The sequence below is a fragment of the Tsukamurella sp. DT100 genome (genome assembly GCF_049844855.1).
Lineage (GTDB): Bacteria > Actinomycetota > Actinomycetes > Mycobacteriales > Mycobacteriaceae > Tsukamurella.
Genome location: NZ_JBNCLV010000002.1, coordinates 598,721 through 613,726 on the forward strand (window position 1 = coordinate 598,721; position 15,006 = coordinate 613,726).

The 15,006-nt window shown below is 65.7% G+C and carries 22 protein-coding genes; 10 read left to right on the top strand and 12 right to left on the bottom strand.

What is annotated here, in order from left to right:
- Positions 1–20: 20 nt before the first annotated feature.
- Complete coding sequence (locus ACLQ3K_RS06505) at positions 21–743, bottom strand: SDR family oxidoreductase (RefSeq protein WP_425997935.1); 723 nt, start codon at positions 741–743, stop codon at positions 21–23.
- 424 nt (positions 744–1,167) lie between these two features.
- Between ACLQ3K_RS06505 and phoU the strand changes: the two genes are divergently transcribed.
- The 4 genes from phoU to ACLQ3K_RS06525 all read left to right on the top strand — a co-directional run bounded on the left by phoU (position 1,168) and on the right by ACLQ3K_RS06525 (position 4,241).
- Positions 1,168–1,830: a phosphate signaling complex protein PhoU gene (gene phoU, locus ACLQ3K_RS06510; protein ID WP_425997937.1), complete on the top strand. Its 663-nt coding sequence runs from the start codon at positions 1,168–1,170 to the stop codon at positions 1,828–1,830.
- 309 nt (positions 1,831–2,139) lie between these two features.
- Positions 2,140–2,415 (top strand): hypothetical protein, encoded by a 276-nt coding sequence (locus tag ACLQ3K_RS06515; protein ID WP_425997939.1) that lies wholly within the window; start codon positions 2,140–2,142, stop codon positions 2,413–2,415.
- A gap of 353 nt (positions 2,416–2,768) precedes the next feature.
- Positions 2,769–3,665 carry an alpha/beta fold hydrolase gene (locus tag ACLQ3K_RS06520; RefSeq protein ID WP_425997941.1) on the top strand — a complete coding sequence of 299 codons (897 nt, stop codon included), beginning with the start codon at positions 2,769–2,771 and terminating at the stop codon, positions 3,663–3,665.
- Between the two features lie 135 nt (positions 3,666–3,800).
- Positions 3,801–4,241, top strand: a complete 441-nt coding sequence (locus ACLQ3K_RS06525; protein ID WP_425998142.1) for a pyridoxamine 5'-phosphate oxidase family protein — start codon at positions 3,801–3,803, stop codon at positions 4,239–4,241.
- A 55-nt stretch (positions 4,242–4,296) separates the two neighbouring features.
- On the opposite strand, the gene ACLQ3K_RS06530 is transcribed toward ACLQ3K_RS06525, so the two are convergent.
- On the bottom strand, positions 4,297–4,677 hold the full coding sequence (locus tag ACLQ3K_RS06530) for a hypothetical protein (RefSeq protein ID WP_425997943.1): 381 nt from the start codon (positions 4,675–4,677) through the stop codon (positions 4,297–4,299).
- A 67-nt stretch (positions 4,678–4,744) separates the two neighbouring features.
- Here ACLQ3K_RS06530 and ACLQ3K_RS06535 point away from each other — a divergent pair, with 67 nt between their 5' ends.
- Entirely contained in the window at positions 4,745–5,083 is a 339-nt protein-coding gene (locus ACLQ3K_RS06535) for a histone-like nucleoid-structuring protein Lsr2 (protein WP_425998144.1), read from the top strand.
- A gap of 70 nt (positions 5,084–5,153) precedes the next feature.
- Here the strand turns inward: ACLQ3K_RS06535 and ACLQ3K_RS06540 are convergent, their stop codons facing one another.
- From ACLQ3K_RS06540 to ACLQ3K_RS06550, 3 genes are all read right to left on the bottom strand, one after another.
- A complete protein-coding gene (locus ACLQ3K_RS06540) occupies positions 5,154–5,681 on the bottom strand; it encodes a hypothetical protein (protein ID WP_425997944.1) in 528 nt (175 codons plus the stop codon).
- Position 5,682: 1 nt separating this feature from the next.
- Positions 5,683–6,093 carry a M57 family metalloprotease gene (locus tag ACLQ3K_RS06545; RefSeq protein WP_425997946.1) on the bottom strand — a complete coding sequence of 137 codons (411 nt, stop codon included), beginning with the start codon at positions 6,091–6,093 and terminating at the stop codon, positions 5,683–5,685.
- 732 nt (positions 6,094–6,825) lie between these two features.
- Complete coding sequence (locus ACLQ3K_RS06550) at positions 6,826–7,005, bottom strand: DUF7340 domain-containing protein (protein ID WP_425997948.1); 180 nt, start codon at positions 7,003–7,005, stop codon at positions 6,826–6,828.
- A 171-nt stretch (positions 7,006–7,176) separates the two neighbouring features.
- On the opposite strand from ACLQ3K_RS06550, the gene ACLQ3K_RS06555 reads away from it, so the two are divergent.
- The 3 genes from ACLQ3K_RS06555 to ACLQ3K_RS06565 all read left to right on the top strand — a co-directional run bounded on the left by ACLQ3K_RS06555 (position 7,177) and on the right by ACLQ3K_RS06565 (position 9,088).
- Complete coding sequence (locus ACLQ3K_RS06555; RefSeq protein WP_425997950.1) at positions 7,177–7,476, top strand: hypothetical protein; 300 nt, start codon at positions 7,177–7,179, stop codon at positions 7,474–7,476.
- A gap of 56 nt (positions 7,477–7,532) precedes the next feature.
- On the top strand, positions 7,533–8,192 hold the full coding sequence (locus ACLQ3K_RS06560) for a DUF805 domain-containing protein (protein ID WP_425997952.1): 660 nt from the start codon (positions 7,533–7,535) through the stop codon (positions 8,190–8,192).
- 167 nt (positions 8,193–8,359) lie between these two features.
- The gene (locus ACLQ3K_RS06565; protein WP_425998146.1) at positions 8,360–9,088 is read left to right on the top strand and encodes a S1 family peptidase; all 729 of its coding nucleotides are present in this window, start codon (positions 8,360–8,362) and stop codon (positions 9,086–9,088) included.
- A 403-nt stretch (positions 9,089–9,491) separates the two neighbouring features.
- Here ACLQ3K_RS06565 and ACLQ3K_RS06570 read toward each other — a convergent pair whose 3' ends face one another.
- On the bottom strand, positions 9,492–9,959 hold the full coding sequence (locus tag ACLQ3K_RS06570) for a hypothetical protein (RefSeq protein WP_425997954.1): 468 nt from the start codon (positions 9,957–9,959) through the stop codon (positions 9,492–9,494).
- Positions 9,960–10,002: 43 nt separating this feature from the next.
- Between ACLQ3K_RS06570 and ACLQ3K_RS06575 the strand changes: the two genes are divergently transcribed.
- Positions 10,003–10,425 (top strand): hypothetical protein, encoded by a 423-nt coding sequence (locus ACLQ3K_RS06575; RefSeq protein WP_425997956.1) that lies wholly within the window; start codon positions 10,003–10,005, stop codon positions 10,423–10,425.
- Positions 10,426–10,631: 206 nt separating this feature from the next.
- Positions 10,632–11,075, top strand: a complete 444-nt coding sequence (locus ACLQ3K_RS06580; RefSeq protein WP_425997958.1) for a hypothetical protein — start codon at positions 10,632–10,634, stop codon at positions 11,073–11,075.
- 30 nt (positions 11,076–11,105) lie between these two features.
- Here the strand turns inward: ACLQ3K_RS06580 and ACLQ3K_RS06585 are convergent, their stop codons facing one another.
- The 6 genes from ACLQ3K_RS06585 to ACLQ3K_RS06610 all read right to left on the bottom strand — a co-directional run bounded on the left by ACLQ3K_RS06585 (position 11,106) and on the right by ACLQ3K_RS06610 (position 14,955).
- Entirely contained in the window at positions 11,106–11,444 is a 339-nt protein-coding gene (locus tag ACLQ3K_RS06585) for a DUF4440 domain-containing protein (protein ID WP_425997960.1), read from the bottom strand.
- Between the two features lie 107 nt (positions 11,445–11,551).
- A complete protein-coding gene (locus ACLQ3K_RS06590) occupies positions 11,552–11,932 on the bottom strand; it encodes a hypothetical protein (protein ID WP_425997962.1) in 381 nt (126 codons plus the stop codon).
- A gap of 79 nt (positions 11,933–12,011) precedes the next feature.
- Entirely contained in the window at positions 12,012–12,311 is a 300-nt protein-coding gene (locus ACLQ3K_RS06595; RefSeq protein ID WP_425997964.1) for a hypothetical protein, read from the bottom strand.
- A 355-nt stretch (positions 12,312–12,666) separates the two neighbouring features.
- Complete coding sequence (locus ACLQ3K_RS06600; protein ID WP_425997966.1) at positions 12,667–12,966, bottom strand: hypothetical protein; 300 nt, start codon at positions 12,964–12,966, stop codon at positions 12,667–12,669.
- A 57-nt stretch (positions 12,967–13,023) separates the two neighbouring features.
- Positions 13,024–14,061, bottom strand: coding sequence for a hypothetical protein (locus ACLQ3K_RS06605; RefSeq protein WP_425997968.1), 1,038 nt, complete (start codon positions 14,059–14,061; stop codon positions 13,024–13,026).
- A gap of 144 nt (positions 14,062–14,205) precedes the next feature.
- The gene (locus ACLQ3K_RS06610; RefSeq protein ID WP_425997970.1) at positions 14,206–14,955 is read right to left on the bottom strand and encodes an enoyl-CoA hydratase; all 750 of its coding nucleotides are present in this window, start codon (positions 14,953–14,955) and stop codon (positions 14,206–14,208) included.
- Positions 14,956–15,006 lie beyond the last annotated feature (51 nt).

Consider the following 15,006-nt stretch of genomic DNA (forward strand, 5'->3'; position numbering starts at 1 on the left):
GCGGCTATCCCCCGTAGTCGTCAGCGTAGGGCGTATCCGCCGTCGACGTACAGGGTCGAGCCCGTCGTGTACGTGCTCGTGAAGAGGTGGACGACCGCGGCCGCGATCTCGTCCTCAGTTCCGGGGCGGCCGAGCACAGCCTCGCGCTCAATGTGCGCGAAGGCCGCCTCACGCGCCTCCCTGGGTCGGCCCGCCCACAGGTTCCCGTCGACGGTGCCGGGCGCGATCGCATTGACCCGCACCGGCGCCAACTCGACCGCCAGCCCCCGCGCGAGGCCCTCGATCGCGGCGTTCACGGCGACGTACGGCGCCGCCGGGCCCGCAGGGCGCACGCTCGCGGCGCCCGACGTGAGCACCACCGCGGCGTCCGCAGTGAGCGCCGGCAGCGCCGCCTTGACCATCCGGTACTGGCCCCAGAACTTGGACTCGAAGGGGCTGCGAGCCTCCTCGACGTCGAGCTCGACGAAGGACCCAACGGTGTAGGTCGCCGCAGTCGTGAACAGCGCGTCGACCGACTCCACCCGCGCGAAAAAGGCCTCGACGCCGTCGGGGTCGGCCGTGTCGACAGTGCGGCCCGTCGCCGCCGGCCCCAGCGCGGCGACGGCACCGTCGAGCCGCTCCCGCGAGCGCCCGCCGAGGACGACCCGGGCACCGTCGGCGATCACGCGTCGGGCGACGGCGAGGCCGATCCCGGAGGCTCCCCCGATCAGGACGACGGTGCGAGCGCGGAGTTCGAAGGTCATCCCGCGAACCTAGCCCAAGGGGCACCCTTGCGGCAGCGCTGCGCGCTCGATGATTCCAGGGTCTACGCGACTGTCCAACGGCCGTTACGACGGCTGCTTTTACTCGCGTAGTGTCGGGCGCACTCGGTGGCGATTAGGTCGCCGGTATATCACTGCCGAGCCAGTAGGGAGTCGACGCCCGTCGCGATCGCCGCCGTCGGCGTAGCGAGACGGCGCATGGCACACCAAAAGCGCTCCGTTCCATCGAGGCGCTTGCCGCCACTAGCTGCGGGCACCCCATAGACCTACTGCTACGGGTTGGAGTTTACCGCCCTCGCGGTCGACGGCCATGCGGTTCCTGCGGGATCGCTACGACGAACGAAACCGAATGCATTCCAAGGATAGGGCAATTCCCTTGCCGAATTCTCTGGGGGATGATGCTCAGATGCGGGACGACTTCCAGGAACGCCTAGACGAGCTCAGCACCACGCTCGTGACCATGTGCGATATCGCCGATGGTGCGATCGTCGCAGCGAGTTCTGCGCTGAATGAGTCGAACCTGGCCGCCGCGGAGCAGGCTGTAGATAGGTCTGCGCAGCTGACCGCTATGGAAGAACCAGCGCAATCGCAGGCGATGCTGCTCCTCGCCCTTCAAGCCCCCGTCGGGCGCGACCTCCGGCAGATCGTCGCCAGCGTCCACCTGATCGGAGACCTGGTCCGGATGGGGCAACTAGCTGAGCATGTCGCGAAGGTCGTTCGTCGCAACCACCCGGTCGACACAGGCGGCGCCGCGCGGCCAATTCTGATACAGATGGGCGAGGTGGCGCACGAACTCATCTCCGCCGCCAAGCACGTCCTGGCGGATCCCGATCCCAGTCACGCGGCATCGATCGACGCGCGCGACGACGTGATGGACCGGCTCGCCGACGAGCTGTCTGATGTCGTGTTGAGCGATGAGAGCATCTCAGTCCCCGAGGCGATCGACGCAGTGCTCCTGTGCCGGTTCTTCGAGAGGTTCGGCGATCACGCAGTGTCGGTAGGTCGCCGGATCGTGTACCTGGCGACGGGAACGTTCCCGGAGCCCGCATCCTCGGAGCAGCGGGACTAGCGGACACCGATCCGTACGCTTCCCCGCTTCCCGGGCCGCGCAGCCATGGAAAGGCGCCTCAGAGAACAGCAGAGTGCGACGATCCCCGTCCCGCCGGCGTCGCTCCATCTCAGCAGTGGGCCGGCCACTCGCGCATCCAGTGGTTAGCGTTCTGACCAACGGATGGCACCTCACGTCCTCCGGGCAGAAACTCCGACCTTTCGGAGAATGTGACGCTGCCGTCGCACTCGGGAGCCAACCTGAAGCATGTCCGCATCTTCTCGATAGAATCCATGTAAGCAAATATCGGATCAACACGGAGGCGGCGGCATGCGATTCAACAGAGGTGTATTTGCAGACCCGCCGGTGCCGTTGACAGCAAACCAGGAACAGGCAGCGAAGCTGGCTGCGCGTTCGGCAGCGCGCGAGTCGCGGCGGACCCTCCGCACTGCACGCGGGCAGTACCGCCGCTACCGGGACGCCATGGGTGCGGTGTATCTCGACTGGCCACGTTGGCACGCGGAGTACCTCAAGGAGTACCGGGGCAGTTCGACGGGAACCCCGGACGGCCTGGGCATGGCCAGCTTCCCGCCTTACGGCAGCTAGGTCAGCCCAGTACGGCCAGCGGGGTAACGAGCAGGTCGTGCCTCGTTCGGACTCTCGCCGCTCTGCCTGAACTAGATCGCCGAGTCGCGCGGCGAGGCTGGTACTGGCGACTGCGACCCGGCGGGTATACGCGCTGGGCGAGACGGTCACAGTCCGCCGAAAACCGCACCCAGCTCCGCGCACTGCCCTCAGTGCCGGCGTATCTACGCCCCGCATGTGGAGTTTCGTCGATCGAGCCGTTGCGTCGCAGCGTGGCGCGGGTCCTCGCCAAGTCAGCGACGGGTGGTGGCTGATTGCGTTCGGGGCAAGTGAAAGCCTTGGCGTGGATGCGTTTGCACTGCTGCACTGGTGGGGTGGGATCTTCAGAGCCAGAGGACGGCGGCCGCGGGCCGATCGAGTCTGCGGAGGAATGGATCGCAGCGAGCAGCTACCTGACAACGAGCAGCGGCCACCGGATCGCATATCAGCGCAGGGGGCGTGGGCCGGCGATCATCCTGCTCCATGGCTTCCCCACCTGGTCCTACGACTACGCCGCGATAGCGCAGGATCTCGCGATCGATCACACCGTGATCGCCATCGATTTCCTGGGCTACGGCGCGTCGGATAAGCCCCGCGGTCACCAATACACAGTCGGCGCTTCCGCGGACACCGTTGCCGCAGTGCTCGAGCACGAAGCGATCGAAGAGGCGCGGCTGGTCGTTCACGACTACGGAGGGATCGTCGGACAGGAGATCCTCGACCGCCACCGACGTGGCGCCCTACCGTACTCGATCAGCGCAGTCGACATCCTCAACTGCGGCATCGTCTACACCGCCTATCGCCCGACACGGGTACAACAAGCACTGAGCACCCCCGTCGTCGGTGCTCTCTTCGCGAGGCTTCTCAGCCGGCGGACACTCAAACGCGCCGTCGACTCCGTCCGAGGACAAGCCATTTCCGCGGCTGAATTCGACGAACTCTGGGTCGGAATAGCCCGCGGGAACGGACATCACATCGCCGACCGCCTCCTCGGCTACAACGCCGAACGAACCGTCCATCACACGCGGTGGGAGGCAGCACTCCGTGACTGGAACGGCCCACTCCACCTGATCTGGGGACTCGCCGATCCCGTATCCGGCGCCCACGTGCTTCACGCCGCGCAGGGGCAACTGCCGCACGCCCGCATCACCCGACTCGACGATGTTGGCCACTTCCCGCAATCGGAAGCCCCCGAAGCCGTCCTCGCCGCGCTTCGCTCCACCCCCCGTTAACGGCTGCTCACGCGGACATGCGATTACGCCTGGGACGCCGGATCGGGACCGGTTCCCCGCAACTCCACCCCAGACCACGATCACAGTTTCAACAGCGTGCTCCCAATTAGGGGCGATAGTGAAAGCGTGACGACGATGCACAGCGACCTCTTCGGCCACCTCGCCCCTGCGACGGCAACACGATTCCGCGACCGCCTCAACATCGATCTCGTTGCCTGGCTGACCTTGGTGACCGAACGAGGGACACCCCAACCCGCCCCGGTGTGGTTCCTGTGGAACGACGCTGATCAGCGGGTGATCACCTACAGTCAAGCTACCGCGAAACGTCTCGACCGCATTGCCCTGGGCGGCAGAGCATCGCTGCACCTCAACGATGACGGCAACGGGCACGACTACCTCGTGATGACGGGAATCATCGAGCGCCTGGGCAGCGGCTTCCCGCCCGCGGACGCTCATGCCGCGTTCGCCGCCAAGTACCAGACGTCGATGAATACCGTGTTCGGCAGCGCCGCGCGCTACGCGACCACGTTCTCCGTACCACTTGCGTTCACTCCGCACACAGTGCGGGGAAACTAATAGCCGCAACCCGGCACCCAACCGTTGCACCACCCAGACCCGAGGCTGGGCGGTGCTACCTGTCGATGATCAAAGTCTCGCTAGACCGTGCGCCAGCTGTGGCGTCGAGCCCAGCCTCCGTGCGCGTCCGCCAGTTTCCGAGCACCGCCAACGCCACCGTCCCGACAGCAATAGCCGCGAGCAGCAGCGCTAACGTCACACGCCCGTGGGCGAGCTCCCACACGCCGAACCCGAAGATCACGACCGGTGTGCCGATGAACAACAGCTGCCACAAACCCGCCCGCCTCGGGCGGCGCGACTGATCCCACAGGCTCACGCAGATCGCCAGCGACAGACCCGCGATCAGCAGCTGCCCCAGGGCGAGCGCGAACACGGCGAGCGAGCCTGCAACAAAGGCAGGCGCCTCCCACCGACTTGCGTTACGCGAATCAATCATGCTTGATCATAAACACTCCTCTGACCGCGTCCGCCACCTCGCCGCCCGGTTGCGTACAGTGCATCGCATGGCGCGGAAAGTAAACACCGTGGTCGTCGACGACATGAACCCCGAACTCGAGGCCGACCACACGATCGCCTTCACCTTCGAGGGAATCGACTACGAAATCGACCTCGCGACCGAGAACGCTGACCGGTTCCGGCACGCGATCAGCCCCTTCATCGACGCAGCACAACGCGTCGGAGGACGCAAGAAACGCGCAGGTAAACCAGTCGACCCACGCACCACCTTCGACCGCGAACAGACCAAGGCGATCCGCGCCTGGGCCCAGTCCGCGGGACACGAAATATCCGAGCGCGGACGGATCCCCCAGGCGATCGTCGACGCATACAACCAGTCGCGCTGAGCGTTCCAAGCCCGGATAGACGAGGGGTCGGGACAGGGCCTATCCGGCTGCTGATTCGACGTGCCGAACCTCAGGACACGGCCTGAACAACCTCCCGAATGACACCGCCCGCCTGATTGAGATCGCGCGCGGCCGTCTCAGCAGCGTCCTGGGTGGTCGCGTACGCCTTGATGAGCTTCTGCGGGGGCCCAACAGAGTCGAGTGCAAGGACGTAGTACTGTCCCGCCTCGAGCAATGGAACGTCAGCGTTCGGGCATGCAGCGGTTCCAGTCTGGTAGATGGTCACGCTCGGGGCGAGATCACCCTTCATGTTGCGGAGGTTGTCCACACGGAAGGTCGTCCGACTTGCTGCCCCATCGGTCTTTTCGCCGGTCTTTTCGGCCACCTTGCCGATGAGGACGTTCCCTGAAACACCAGCAACCTGACGTTTATCCTCCGGATCGATGAGGTAGTCAGAATTGATTGAGCAAGAAACGTTCTGGATCGCAGATGATGACGATCCGACGCTGGGCTGCGGATCCGTGTTTCCGTTGCATCCCGCGAGCGCCATCACGCCAACAGTAATTGCGATTCCCGTTATTGAATTCGTCATCTTCATGTTAGCTCGCCTTTCCTTGTATTGCGAGAGCGATGTCAAGCGGCGAAAGCGACATTCCCGGACGCCCCGATCCATCCATCACACTACCGGGACAAGTGTGTCCGATTCCGAGCGTGTGCCCCATCTCGTGGGTGACGATCTGCGTCATCCGAGCATCGTTCCCCAGAAAACCCTTGAGGGCTCCGAGGTGGATCACCATCGACGATGGCTGTTGTCCCGCAGTGTCTGCGATCACGCCGCCTCCTGCCTGGTCGAACGATATTCGCAGCGTTGAGTCACCGGCGGCGGCAGTTCCTCGCACGAACGTCGTACTGCCGGCCTGGTTCCAGTTCGCCATCGCGGAATCGATCAGAGTGTTCAGCTGACCGCTCGTGAATCCGGTTGCCTCGGCAACCGCACCGTCGACAGGCACGACCGTAACGACCACCTTATCCGACAGTGCTCTCGCAACCCCTAGATCCACAAAGTTGGCTAGCCCAGGAATCGGATCACCATCCGCAGCCGCAGATTCGGCGGCCAAACATTGGATTGAGTTCTTATTTCTGCCAACTTCGGTGACGTCGGATTGTTTCGGTGGATCGTGAGGCTTGACAGTCTGGGTGGAGCTGCGCGAAGTGGTTGGCTCGGGGCGGTTCGGGGTTGTCGTCGGTCGCACACCCGTTGTAGGCGCGGTTGGCGACGGCTGAGCAGTCGGCGTCGGTTCGCAGTTGAGGATGCAGTCCGGCGGCGGAGCGGTTGTACCGAAATCAGGCGTTTGGACATGAATGTTGCCACCAGTATTGGGGGACGTCTGCGTAGGAGCCTGCGGTAGTCCGCCGCCTGTCGCAGGCGGGACGGTTGTCTGCGGCGCCTGCGGAGCGGTGGTGTTAGCCGCTCCACCGGGTGTCGGGTCGAACGTTGGGGCCGTTGGACCGCACGTCATCGAGCCGTCCGGGCATGGAAGCGCTGTAGCTGCAGGCACGTTTGACGCGAGAACCATGCTGGCCGCGAGGGGCACGGTCGCGAGCACAACGGCGATTCGAGTTCTCACGGCGAGACTCCTTCTGGCTGGTAGCTACCGCACATGATGGCACAACTGTAAGTCGAAATTTGACATAGCGTGCCGCACTGTGGGGTCTTGAGGATCAAGCCAGGGCGATCAAGGTCACTCGAGGACGCCGGCCGGGACCGCGCAGCCGATGGTGCGCGCGAGGTGCGTGAAGTAGTCCGGGGTCCACATGTACCGGCAGCACAGGCACGCGCAGCCGTCGGAGCTGACCTGCAGCGCGGCGAACCCCACCGTCTCCCCCACGTTGTCCGTGCCGGCACACGACGAACTCCCCACAAGCGGGCACAGCGGTGCGAAGTCGATGCGCGCAGGTCAGTCGGGGAGTTGTCAACCCGCTCCGCCCACCGCTTCGTCCGGCAGCCGCGACACTATTTGTTGCATCAATGTGAATCTCAATTATAGTGATGCTGTGGTAACACGAGCCCGGACCCTCGCTCAGGCGGCGCGGTGAGGGTCGAGGAAGCAGCACTGGCCTCCGCACTGCAGCGCGCCTTCGCCGAGGCCGGCAGCCCCGACATCGACGAGATCGCATCCTCGGGGATCGGCGTCAGCGCACGACAGATCACCGACTGGCGAACCGGCCGCAACCTCCCCACCGCCTTCCGGGACCTCGAACCCCTCATCGCCTACCTCCAGGTGGCAGCTGCCGCCACCTCGCAGGTCAGTCGCCGGCATCGAATTCGCGAGGTGACCACATGGCCAACCCCTCGGTGGCGGCAACTATGGGAATCAGCGGCACATCTCTAGCGACAGCCGGATCAACACCGTAGAAATTCATCTTCTTCAAGTGTTACATTGCTGACGTGGCTCTGCCGGTGGCTCTCCACCTCGACCTCGCCGCTTCCACGGATGATTACGCACACTCAGGGGGAATGCTAGTGACGTATGGACAACCGCCGTATGGCGGTCAAGGAGAGTCCGGGCAGCAGTTCGGCGCCGGACATCCGCAGCAGGGACAGCCGTTCGCCGGGCAGCCCTACCCGCCCGCGTATCCCGCGGCGGGAGGCTACGGCGGGTTCCCCGGACCGGGAGCGAACCCTGGCGCGCAGGACCCCAACGACCTAACACTGCCGCTCTACGGTGCAACGTTCGGCCAGGGCACGAGCCGGTTCTTCCGCAACTACACGAACTTCTCGGGGCGAGCGTCCAAGAGCGAGTACTGGTGGGCCGCCCTGGTCAACTTCCTCCTCGTCATCGTGGTCGCGCTCATCGCAGGCATCATCGCCACTGCGACCGGTGGTGACGGAGACGCCGCCGCAGGCGTCGTCGGTTTGATCATGATTCTGGTCGGCCTGGCGCTGCTGGTGCCGTGGATCGCAGTGTCAGTCCGCCGCCTGCACGATGCGAACCTCTCCGGCTGGCTGTATCTGCTCTCGTTCGTTCCACTGGTCAACTACTTCACCTGGATCGTCTTCGGTGTGCTGAACACGAACCCGCTCGGCGCGCGATTCGATCGCCGCTAATGACCCACCTGGTTCCTACCGATTCGATGACTGGAGAAAAACTGATGCGACACCTCTCTCGCGCCGCCATCCTGGCGGTAGCCGCCCCTGCTGCCCTGGTCAGCCTTGCCGCGCCCGGGACAGCTTCCGCCGCACCCTCACCCGCGCCTGGTAGTGCGCGCGCGGCGATGCCGGTGGTGGGGCCCGGTTCGGAGATCGGCGTGGTGCAGGAGCGGCGCGCAGACGGGCGCGTTCGCGCGAGTGATTGCACGGTGGGCTTCGTGGCGGAGCGGCCTGATGGTCGCCGGGTTGCTGTGACTGCGGGGCATTGTGGCCGCCGGGGGCAGCTGGTGGGGGCTCCGACACCGGGACGCACGGGCGCGCTACGCCAGGTGGGCGTGGTGTCGCAGTCATCGAACCCGCCGGAGAACGACTTCACCTCGCCGGACTGGGCGGTGGTGGACTTGCTGCCGTCGGTTCCGACAGTATCAACGCGCGGGCCTGTGCGACAGAGCGTGGTTGGCGATGCCCGGGTGGGAGATCGGGTGTGCCAGCAAGGAATCAGCTCGGGATGGCGATGCGGCGTGGTGCGCGCAGTGACACCGAACCGGATTCTGACCGACATCAAGTCCCGCCCCGGTGACAGCGGCGGCCCGCTGATGCGCCTCTCCGATGGAGCAGCAGTGGGAATCGCCACCGAAGCGACCGATGATCGCGTACCGGCCGCCCGCCAGGCAACCATGTATGTGAGCCTGCGGGATGTACTGGCCCGCGCTGGCGGCGGACTGCGGCTGGCCACCACCAACAAGGGCGGCGTGCGGGTCGATCCGCGGCGTGCGGTCGCCGCCGAGGAGATCGCCGTGTTCACATCGGAGCCCGCAGCGCTGCGCACCGCTCCGACCACGGTCGTCAACTAACAAGCAGCACCGACCGGCCTGGCCGCGCACGAAGCACTCTGGGGAACCTGTTGGAAGCTCGATGGCCGCCCTCAACTGGGCGGCCATCGGACGATCCACCGACCAGAGACATCGGAAAGAACAGGCGCGCCGATCCGGTCAACGGCCGTGGAAGGTGGGGCTGCGTTTCTGGGATTGGGCGACGTGCGCTTCGCACGGTATCGGCACTGCGTTTAGCCGTAGTCGGCGACGTGCCGATATCGCTGTTCTTATGGGTAGCCGTGGCGAAGCCGGATGCGCACCAACTGGCGCGCACTAGCTGCCGCACAATCAGCGGGAATGGCGGCGAGATGAAGGTATGGGCGGATTCCGGCTCCGCTTTCACACGGCCACCGGTGGTATGCACAACGACCGCCCCGACCAGTCAGACCAAGGTTGGCGAGAGCACCCTGCGGAAAAGCCCCGGGTCGATCACGCGAATGTCGAATCTTCCGGTAGCAGCGAGGAGAGCGGCGTACTTGTCCTCGTCGTACGGTGCGTTGATGACATCAGGATGCGCCTCCTCCGGCAGTGGTGCGCCGTCACCATCTGCAGGGGCATCTTCTGTCTTGATGATGCGCCGGATGCGGTTTCCGGTCTCGTAGACGTCCAGAAGGTAGGTGCTCGCCACGCTGCTGAAGACTGCCATCACGATCCGAGCGTGAGTTTTGGTCGCGAGCTCCTCCACGGCGTCGGTGTCGAAGATGGACCGGCTCACGATAGTGAGGCCGGCGGCGGAGGCGCGTGCCCAAGCGTCGACTTCACTGTCCGCGTCGACGAACCGCTCTTCACCGAGCTCGACGAGGTGCGCAGCAGGTGGCGCGAGGTGCAGTACGGAGAAGTTCCAACCCATTCCGTGATTCTAAGTTGAAGGCGTGATCCGACATACTAGACGCGTGAGCTATACGGTCCCGGCATTCGCTGCTGACGCGGTCGCGACAGCGTATGCGGCGTTGCTGTCTGCGTGGGTGCTCAAGGTGCGCTTCGATGGCGATCTGTTGAGTCCCTTGCAAGCGTTGTCACGTACACGCGGCGTGCTCTGGGTTGGCGCGGCGGGCTTCGCGACCGCTGCGGGAGTAGCGGTTTGTGTGGGGATCGTCGAAGGTGCCGCCGTAACGGTCGGGGTCTGCGTGGCGTGCGTGATCATTGAGGCCGGTCGTCGGTTCGTGGGCCCGACCGATGAACCGTACGAGCCCGGACGCGGTTGGACAGCAGTGCTGCGTTGGGTGCTGTGGGTGGGGATGGTGGTGGCCGGATTGGTCGGGTTCGCTGCCGTTGCGGCGATGTCGGAGGCCGCTGGCGGCATCTTCGGCGACTAGGTCGAGCCGTTGGGAGCCTCACCAGCGAAGAGACAGAGCTGATGCGTTGCTGCGCCGCGTGTTCAGATTCATTGGGGAGCATCCTGTTCATAATCGCGCGACGAGGAGGGAACGTGGACTGCGTACCTGCAGCTGAGCGATCCGTTGGAGTGATGGCGATGAGAGCTGAGCGAACCGCGGCGGTCACAGGTCACTCCGCTTGGTGGGTGTTCGTCGTCGCTCGCCTGATGGCGGAGCTGGGGATGACTATTCCAGGTGGATCGAGTCGCTACTGGACGATGGTCACCTCCGACCCGGGCTGGACGGCCTATTCGCCGCTTACGTTCGCAGATAGCGGATGGCGGGATCCATTCGCGCAGGCGAACGTCCTCACGACGATCTGGCTCGCCGCCCTGGTGGTAACGGTGATCGCGGCCGTGGTGCAGGCTGTGCTCGTGCGGCGACTGTGGCGGGGTGTCGGGATGGTGCTCGCGACGGTGACCGGTGGGCTGATCATCCTGTGGGCGCTCGCGCACAGGGACGGCTACCTCGGCGTCGGTGGACCGCAACTGCCAATCCTCGTGGTCCTTGTCCTGGTGCTCGGCGGAGTCGCGGTGCGCGAGCTGGGGATGCGAGTGGCCGTGTCGTCGCGGGCGGGCTCGGCGAGATGAGCGCTCGCGGACGGCAAGTGATTGCCGTGCTCAGGGCACAACCGTTCCCTGGTGGAACCTCATCACAGGCGTCGGACCGGCCGTGTCCCAGAGCGACGAGTGGCGGCTGACCCGATCACCGTCGTCCGTTCGGTAGGTGACCAGGATTAGCCCTTCCGTGACGCTGGTGAAGTCCCACTCGTCCACCACGGGTCCGCGCCCGCGCGGATGGGCCAGTAGCGATTCAATGATCGGATCTCGTGTCCACCGCCGGCCGGAGCGACCGATCTCCACGAAGTCAGGATGCAGCAACGCCCGCAGCCTCGAGGCGTCCGCGCGCACAGGCGGGGACATCAGTTCGAGTTCGAGCTGCTGGATGAGGGAACGCATGCCCTTCATTGTCAGGCTCGCCTGCAACAGTCGCTATCTGAATTCGACGGCAGTGCGCTGCGGCACTCGGTTCCTCCTGGACCCCAGTAGCCGCGCGCGCGGGAGGTCTACACGCCGCGACGATCGATCAGCGCGGCTTTGCTCACCGCGGTGATCTGCATCCCGCCGGCGACAACAGTGACTTCCTCGAGAACTCCCCGTGCGGGCCACGTCGCTGCCGAGAACCCCACCCCGAGCGCGCGTTCCAGTGCACTCGGCAGGTCCGGCACCAGCACTTCCAGCACTGCCGGCAGGGCCCGGGGACCGATCGCAACGTCGACGGTGGTCTCACCGCCCCGGAGTGTCGTCGCCTCCGTTTCGGAGCCATCGCCGTGGGTGTACAGCAGCCACGTCACGTGGTCGGCACCTGCGAACGCGGTGAGCACGGCGACGATCTCAGCGGCGTCATCGACCTCAGCGACCAAAAGGACGCGGGACAGGGCGTGCATGGGGTTCTCCTCGGTGACAACATCCGCCGCACCCGGATCGGGCACGGCTAGCGTTGTTCGAACCCGCTGCGCTGCAAGGTCACAGCCTATCGCCGGCCGCCTCGGAAATCGGGATTCCGTCCCGATCTACGGCGACCGCCCACCACTGCTCGTCGAGCACGATCACACGGTCGGCGTCGTTGACGGTGACCCGTCCCTGCTCCGGGGTGCCGGTAATCGCGATGGTGCCGCCCAGGCTCGCCTGCCACAGTTGGATCGCCTCGTTGATCCCGGCGGCGTAGACGTTGAGCCACTCCTCGGCGGGAGAGGCGAGGAGCTCGCCGCCGAGGAGGTCGCGCACGTAGACGCGGAGCTGTGTATCGGCGAGCATCCCGTCCATGAGCGCAGGGTAGCGGCGGCCACCGTCACGTGCGCCGCAACTCGGTCGCGGCGCGGAGACGGTAGGCCACGACGGCGAGCGCATCCGCGCGTTGCTCCGATCTTCGTTGTGAACTCGGCGGGTGAGGCGCTCGGCGTCGGGATCCTCAGTGGGTTCGATGCCGCCAGCAACACGGTGGTGGCGTACCTGGCGCCCGCGCTCAACCCGCTCGGCATTGCGGACTCCGTGGGATGTCGGCGTCGCACTCGGAGCGGTGCTGGCGCCGGATCCGCTCGATCGCTACGAGACGGCGGGCGAGTTCGCGGGTGGCGTTGCGGCGTGCGTGCGTGCGGGTGTCCGTAGAGCACTCTGCTGGTTAGGTATTAGTCGCTGCTTCCCAGAGGTGTCGCCACCGCACCGTCGGCCAGGCGGTCACCTCGCGCAGTCGATGCCTTCTATTCACCTGCGTGGCGGTGGCGGCGGCGACCTGAAGGTAGGCGATGAGAGGTTCGAGTTCGCGGAACGTGGCGGGCGGGTTGCGGCCGGCTCGCCAGTCGGTGATCTGCTCTCGGTTCAGCCCTGCGCCCGAGGCTGCGACCTCGTCGATGTCGAGGTTGCCCGCCTCGCCGAACGCGCGTTGCAACGCGGACGCCAGCGCTGCTTCCTCCACCCTCATCGCGCCGACCATCGTCGCTCGGGCGTGTGGTGGTCACGACTGCTGTCACCAGGCATTCTATTTCAGTGTGGGTAGGGGGACTCCGGCTTGGGCGAGGGCGATGACGCCGTCGGTGGTGATGGGGGCCCAGTCTGATGGGCCGGGTGTGATGGTGGGGTTGCCGCCGAGTGTTCCGACGTATTGGGTTTGCATCTCGTACTGGAACTGGTAGCGGACGAGGGTTTCGGTGTCGCCGAGTGTGGTGGTGACGGCTCGTGTGCCGATCGGGGTTGCTTTGACTACGCGGAGGCGGACCATGCGTTCGACGCCGATTTCGGGGAGGCGTCCGCCTTTGCCGGGGACGCGTAGTTCTCCGGGGGCGGTGGGGATCCGGATGGTTTCGGAGCGGCCGCCGCCGGGGCCAGGGAGGGCCCCGCCGGTTTTGCCGAGTGCGTTGGGGACGATGAGGTTGCCGGACCATCCTGCGGTTGCGCCGGTGTTGGTGTTGGGGTCGATCGTGCGTGGTGCGGTGCGTGGGTCTCCACCGGGGAACGGTCCGGCTGTGCCGGGGGCAATGGAGAAGACCCGATCGGTTCCCAGGTGGTACGGGGATCGAGACGCCTGGCCACCGGCGGGCAACGTCTCACTGAGGACGGCCGAGCCCGGCAGGTCCGGGGTGCCACCGACACTGCCGACCTGCACGGTTGAGGTGGTCGGTGATGGCGAGGTCGGCGTGGCGGGGCTCGGTGGCTGCGGGGACTCCCCGGCCGGTTCGGCGGCGGCGGGGTTGTCGTCGGATCCGGAGTTCGGGTCAGGGAAGTCCGGAATCGCGGTCGCGCTCGTGGAAGGTTGCTGCGGCTGCGTCGACGGTGGTGAAGGTTCGGCAGTCGGCGCGGCGCTGCTGGGGCTCGTCGGCTTCGGCCCGTCGGAGTCGCGATCACGACTTGGCCGATCGCGATCCTTGTCCTTGTCCTTGCTCTTGTTGTCGCCGGGCTTGCTCGAGTCATGAGAGCCCGAGCCGCCACCCCCAGGTTCACCGTGCGCAACAGCGACGGGACCAGCCCCAACCGTCACGACGACGGCCGTCGCCGCGATGAACTTGATCGTGCGTGACATAACGATCCCCAATCAGATCCGCCAACATGGATATTGAATCCAACATTAGGCGGAGTCGGCGGGGGGTGTCGCGGCGAGGCAAGGCTTGCGTGTCCGACATCACAAATCTTCAGGTGCACCGCTGAGTGCCGTGCACTGCCTGGGTCAGCGGCCCTCGAAGGTGGGGCTGCGCTTCTGGAAACGGGCGACTTGCGCTTCGACGGCATCGTCACTGCTCCATGCCGCGTCGAAGAGCTGTCTGTGCTGATCGGTTTCGGTATCCCAGGCACCGTCGTCGTTGAGGACTCGCTTGCCGTGCTGGATCGACAAAGGGGCCAGGGCAGCGATCTCGTGCGCCCACTGCTGGGCGTCGGCGAGGTCGCCGATGCGGTTGGCCAGCCCGGTGAGGAGCGCTTCGTCGGCGGGCAGCTTCTGTGCGCCGAGGAGCATTGCCCGCGCTCGTCCGTATCCGACGAGGGAGGTCAGTCGGCGGATCGACCAGGTGTCGAGGGCGAGGCCGTACTTGGCGACCGGGACCTGGAAGTACGCCTGCGGTGCGACCACCCGCAGGTCGCAGATGATCGCCAAGGGGATGCCGGCGCCGATGACGGGACCGTTGATCGCAGCGATCACCGGGATCGGTGCGTGGTCAATGGTCTTGTTCAAGATCACCGCCCGCCCTTGCAGATCGGCGATGAGATCTTCCGCGGAGGCGGCACCGTCACCGGAGAGGTCGATGCCGGAGCAGAACGCGGTGCCTTGCCCGGTCAGGACGATCGCTTTGACCCCTTCGCCGGCGGCGCTGCCGACCGCGTCGCGCAGACGGTCGAGCAGCTCGGCAGTCAGGGCGTTGCGGCGCTCCGGCCGCTGGATCTCGATGGTCAGGACGTCGCCGTCACGGCGCAGATCAATCACCCTCGTAAACTATCCCTTGCAGGAGCCGCATTCGACGGCGGGTCGTCCGAC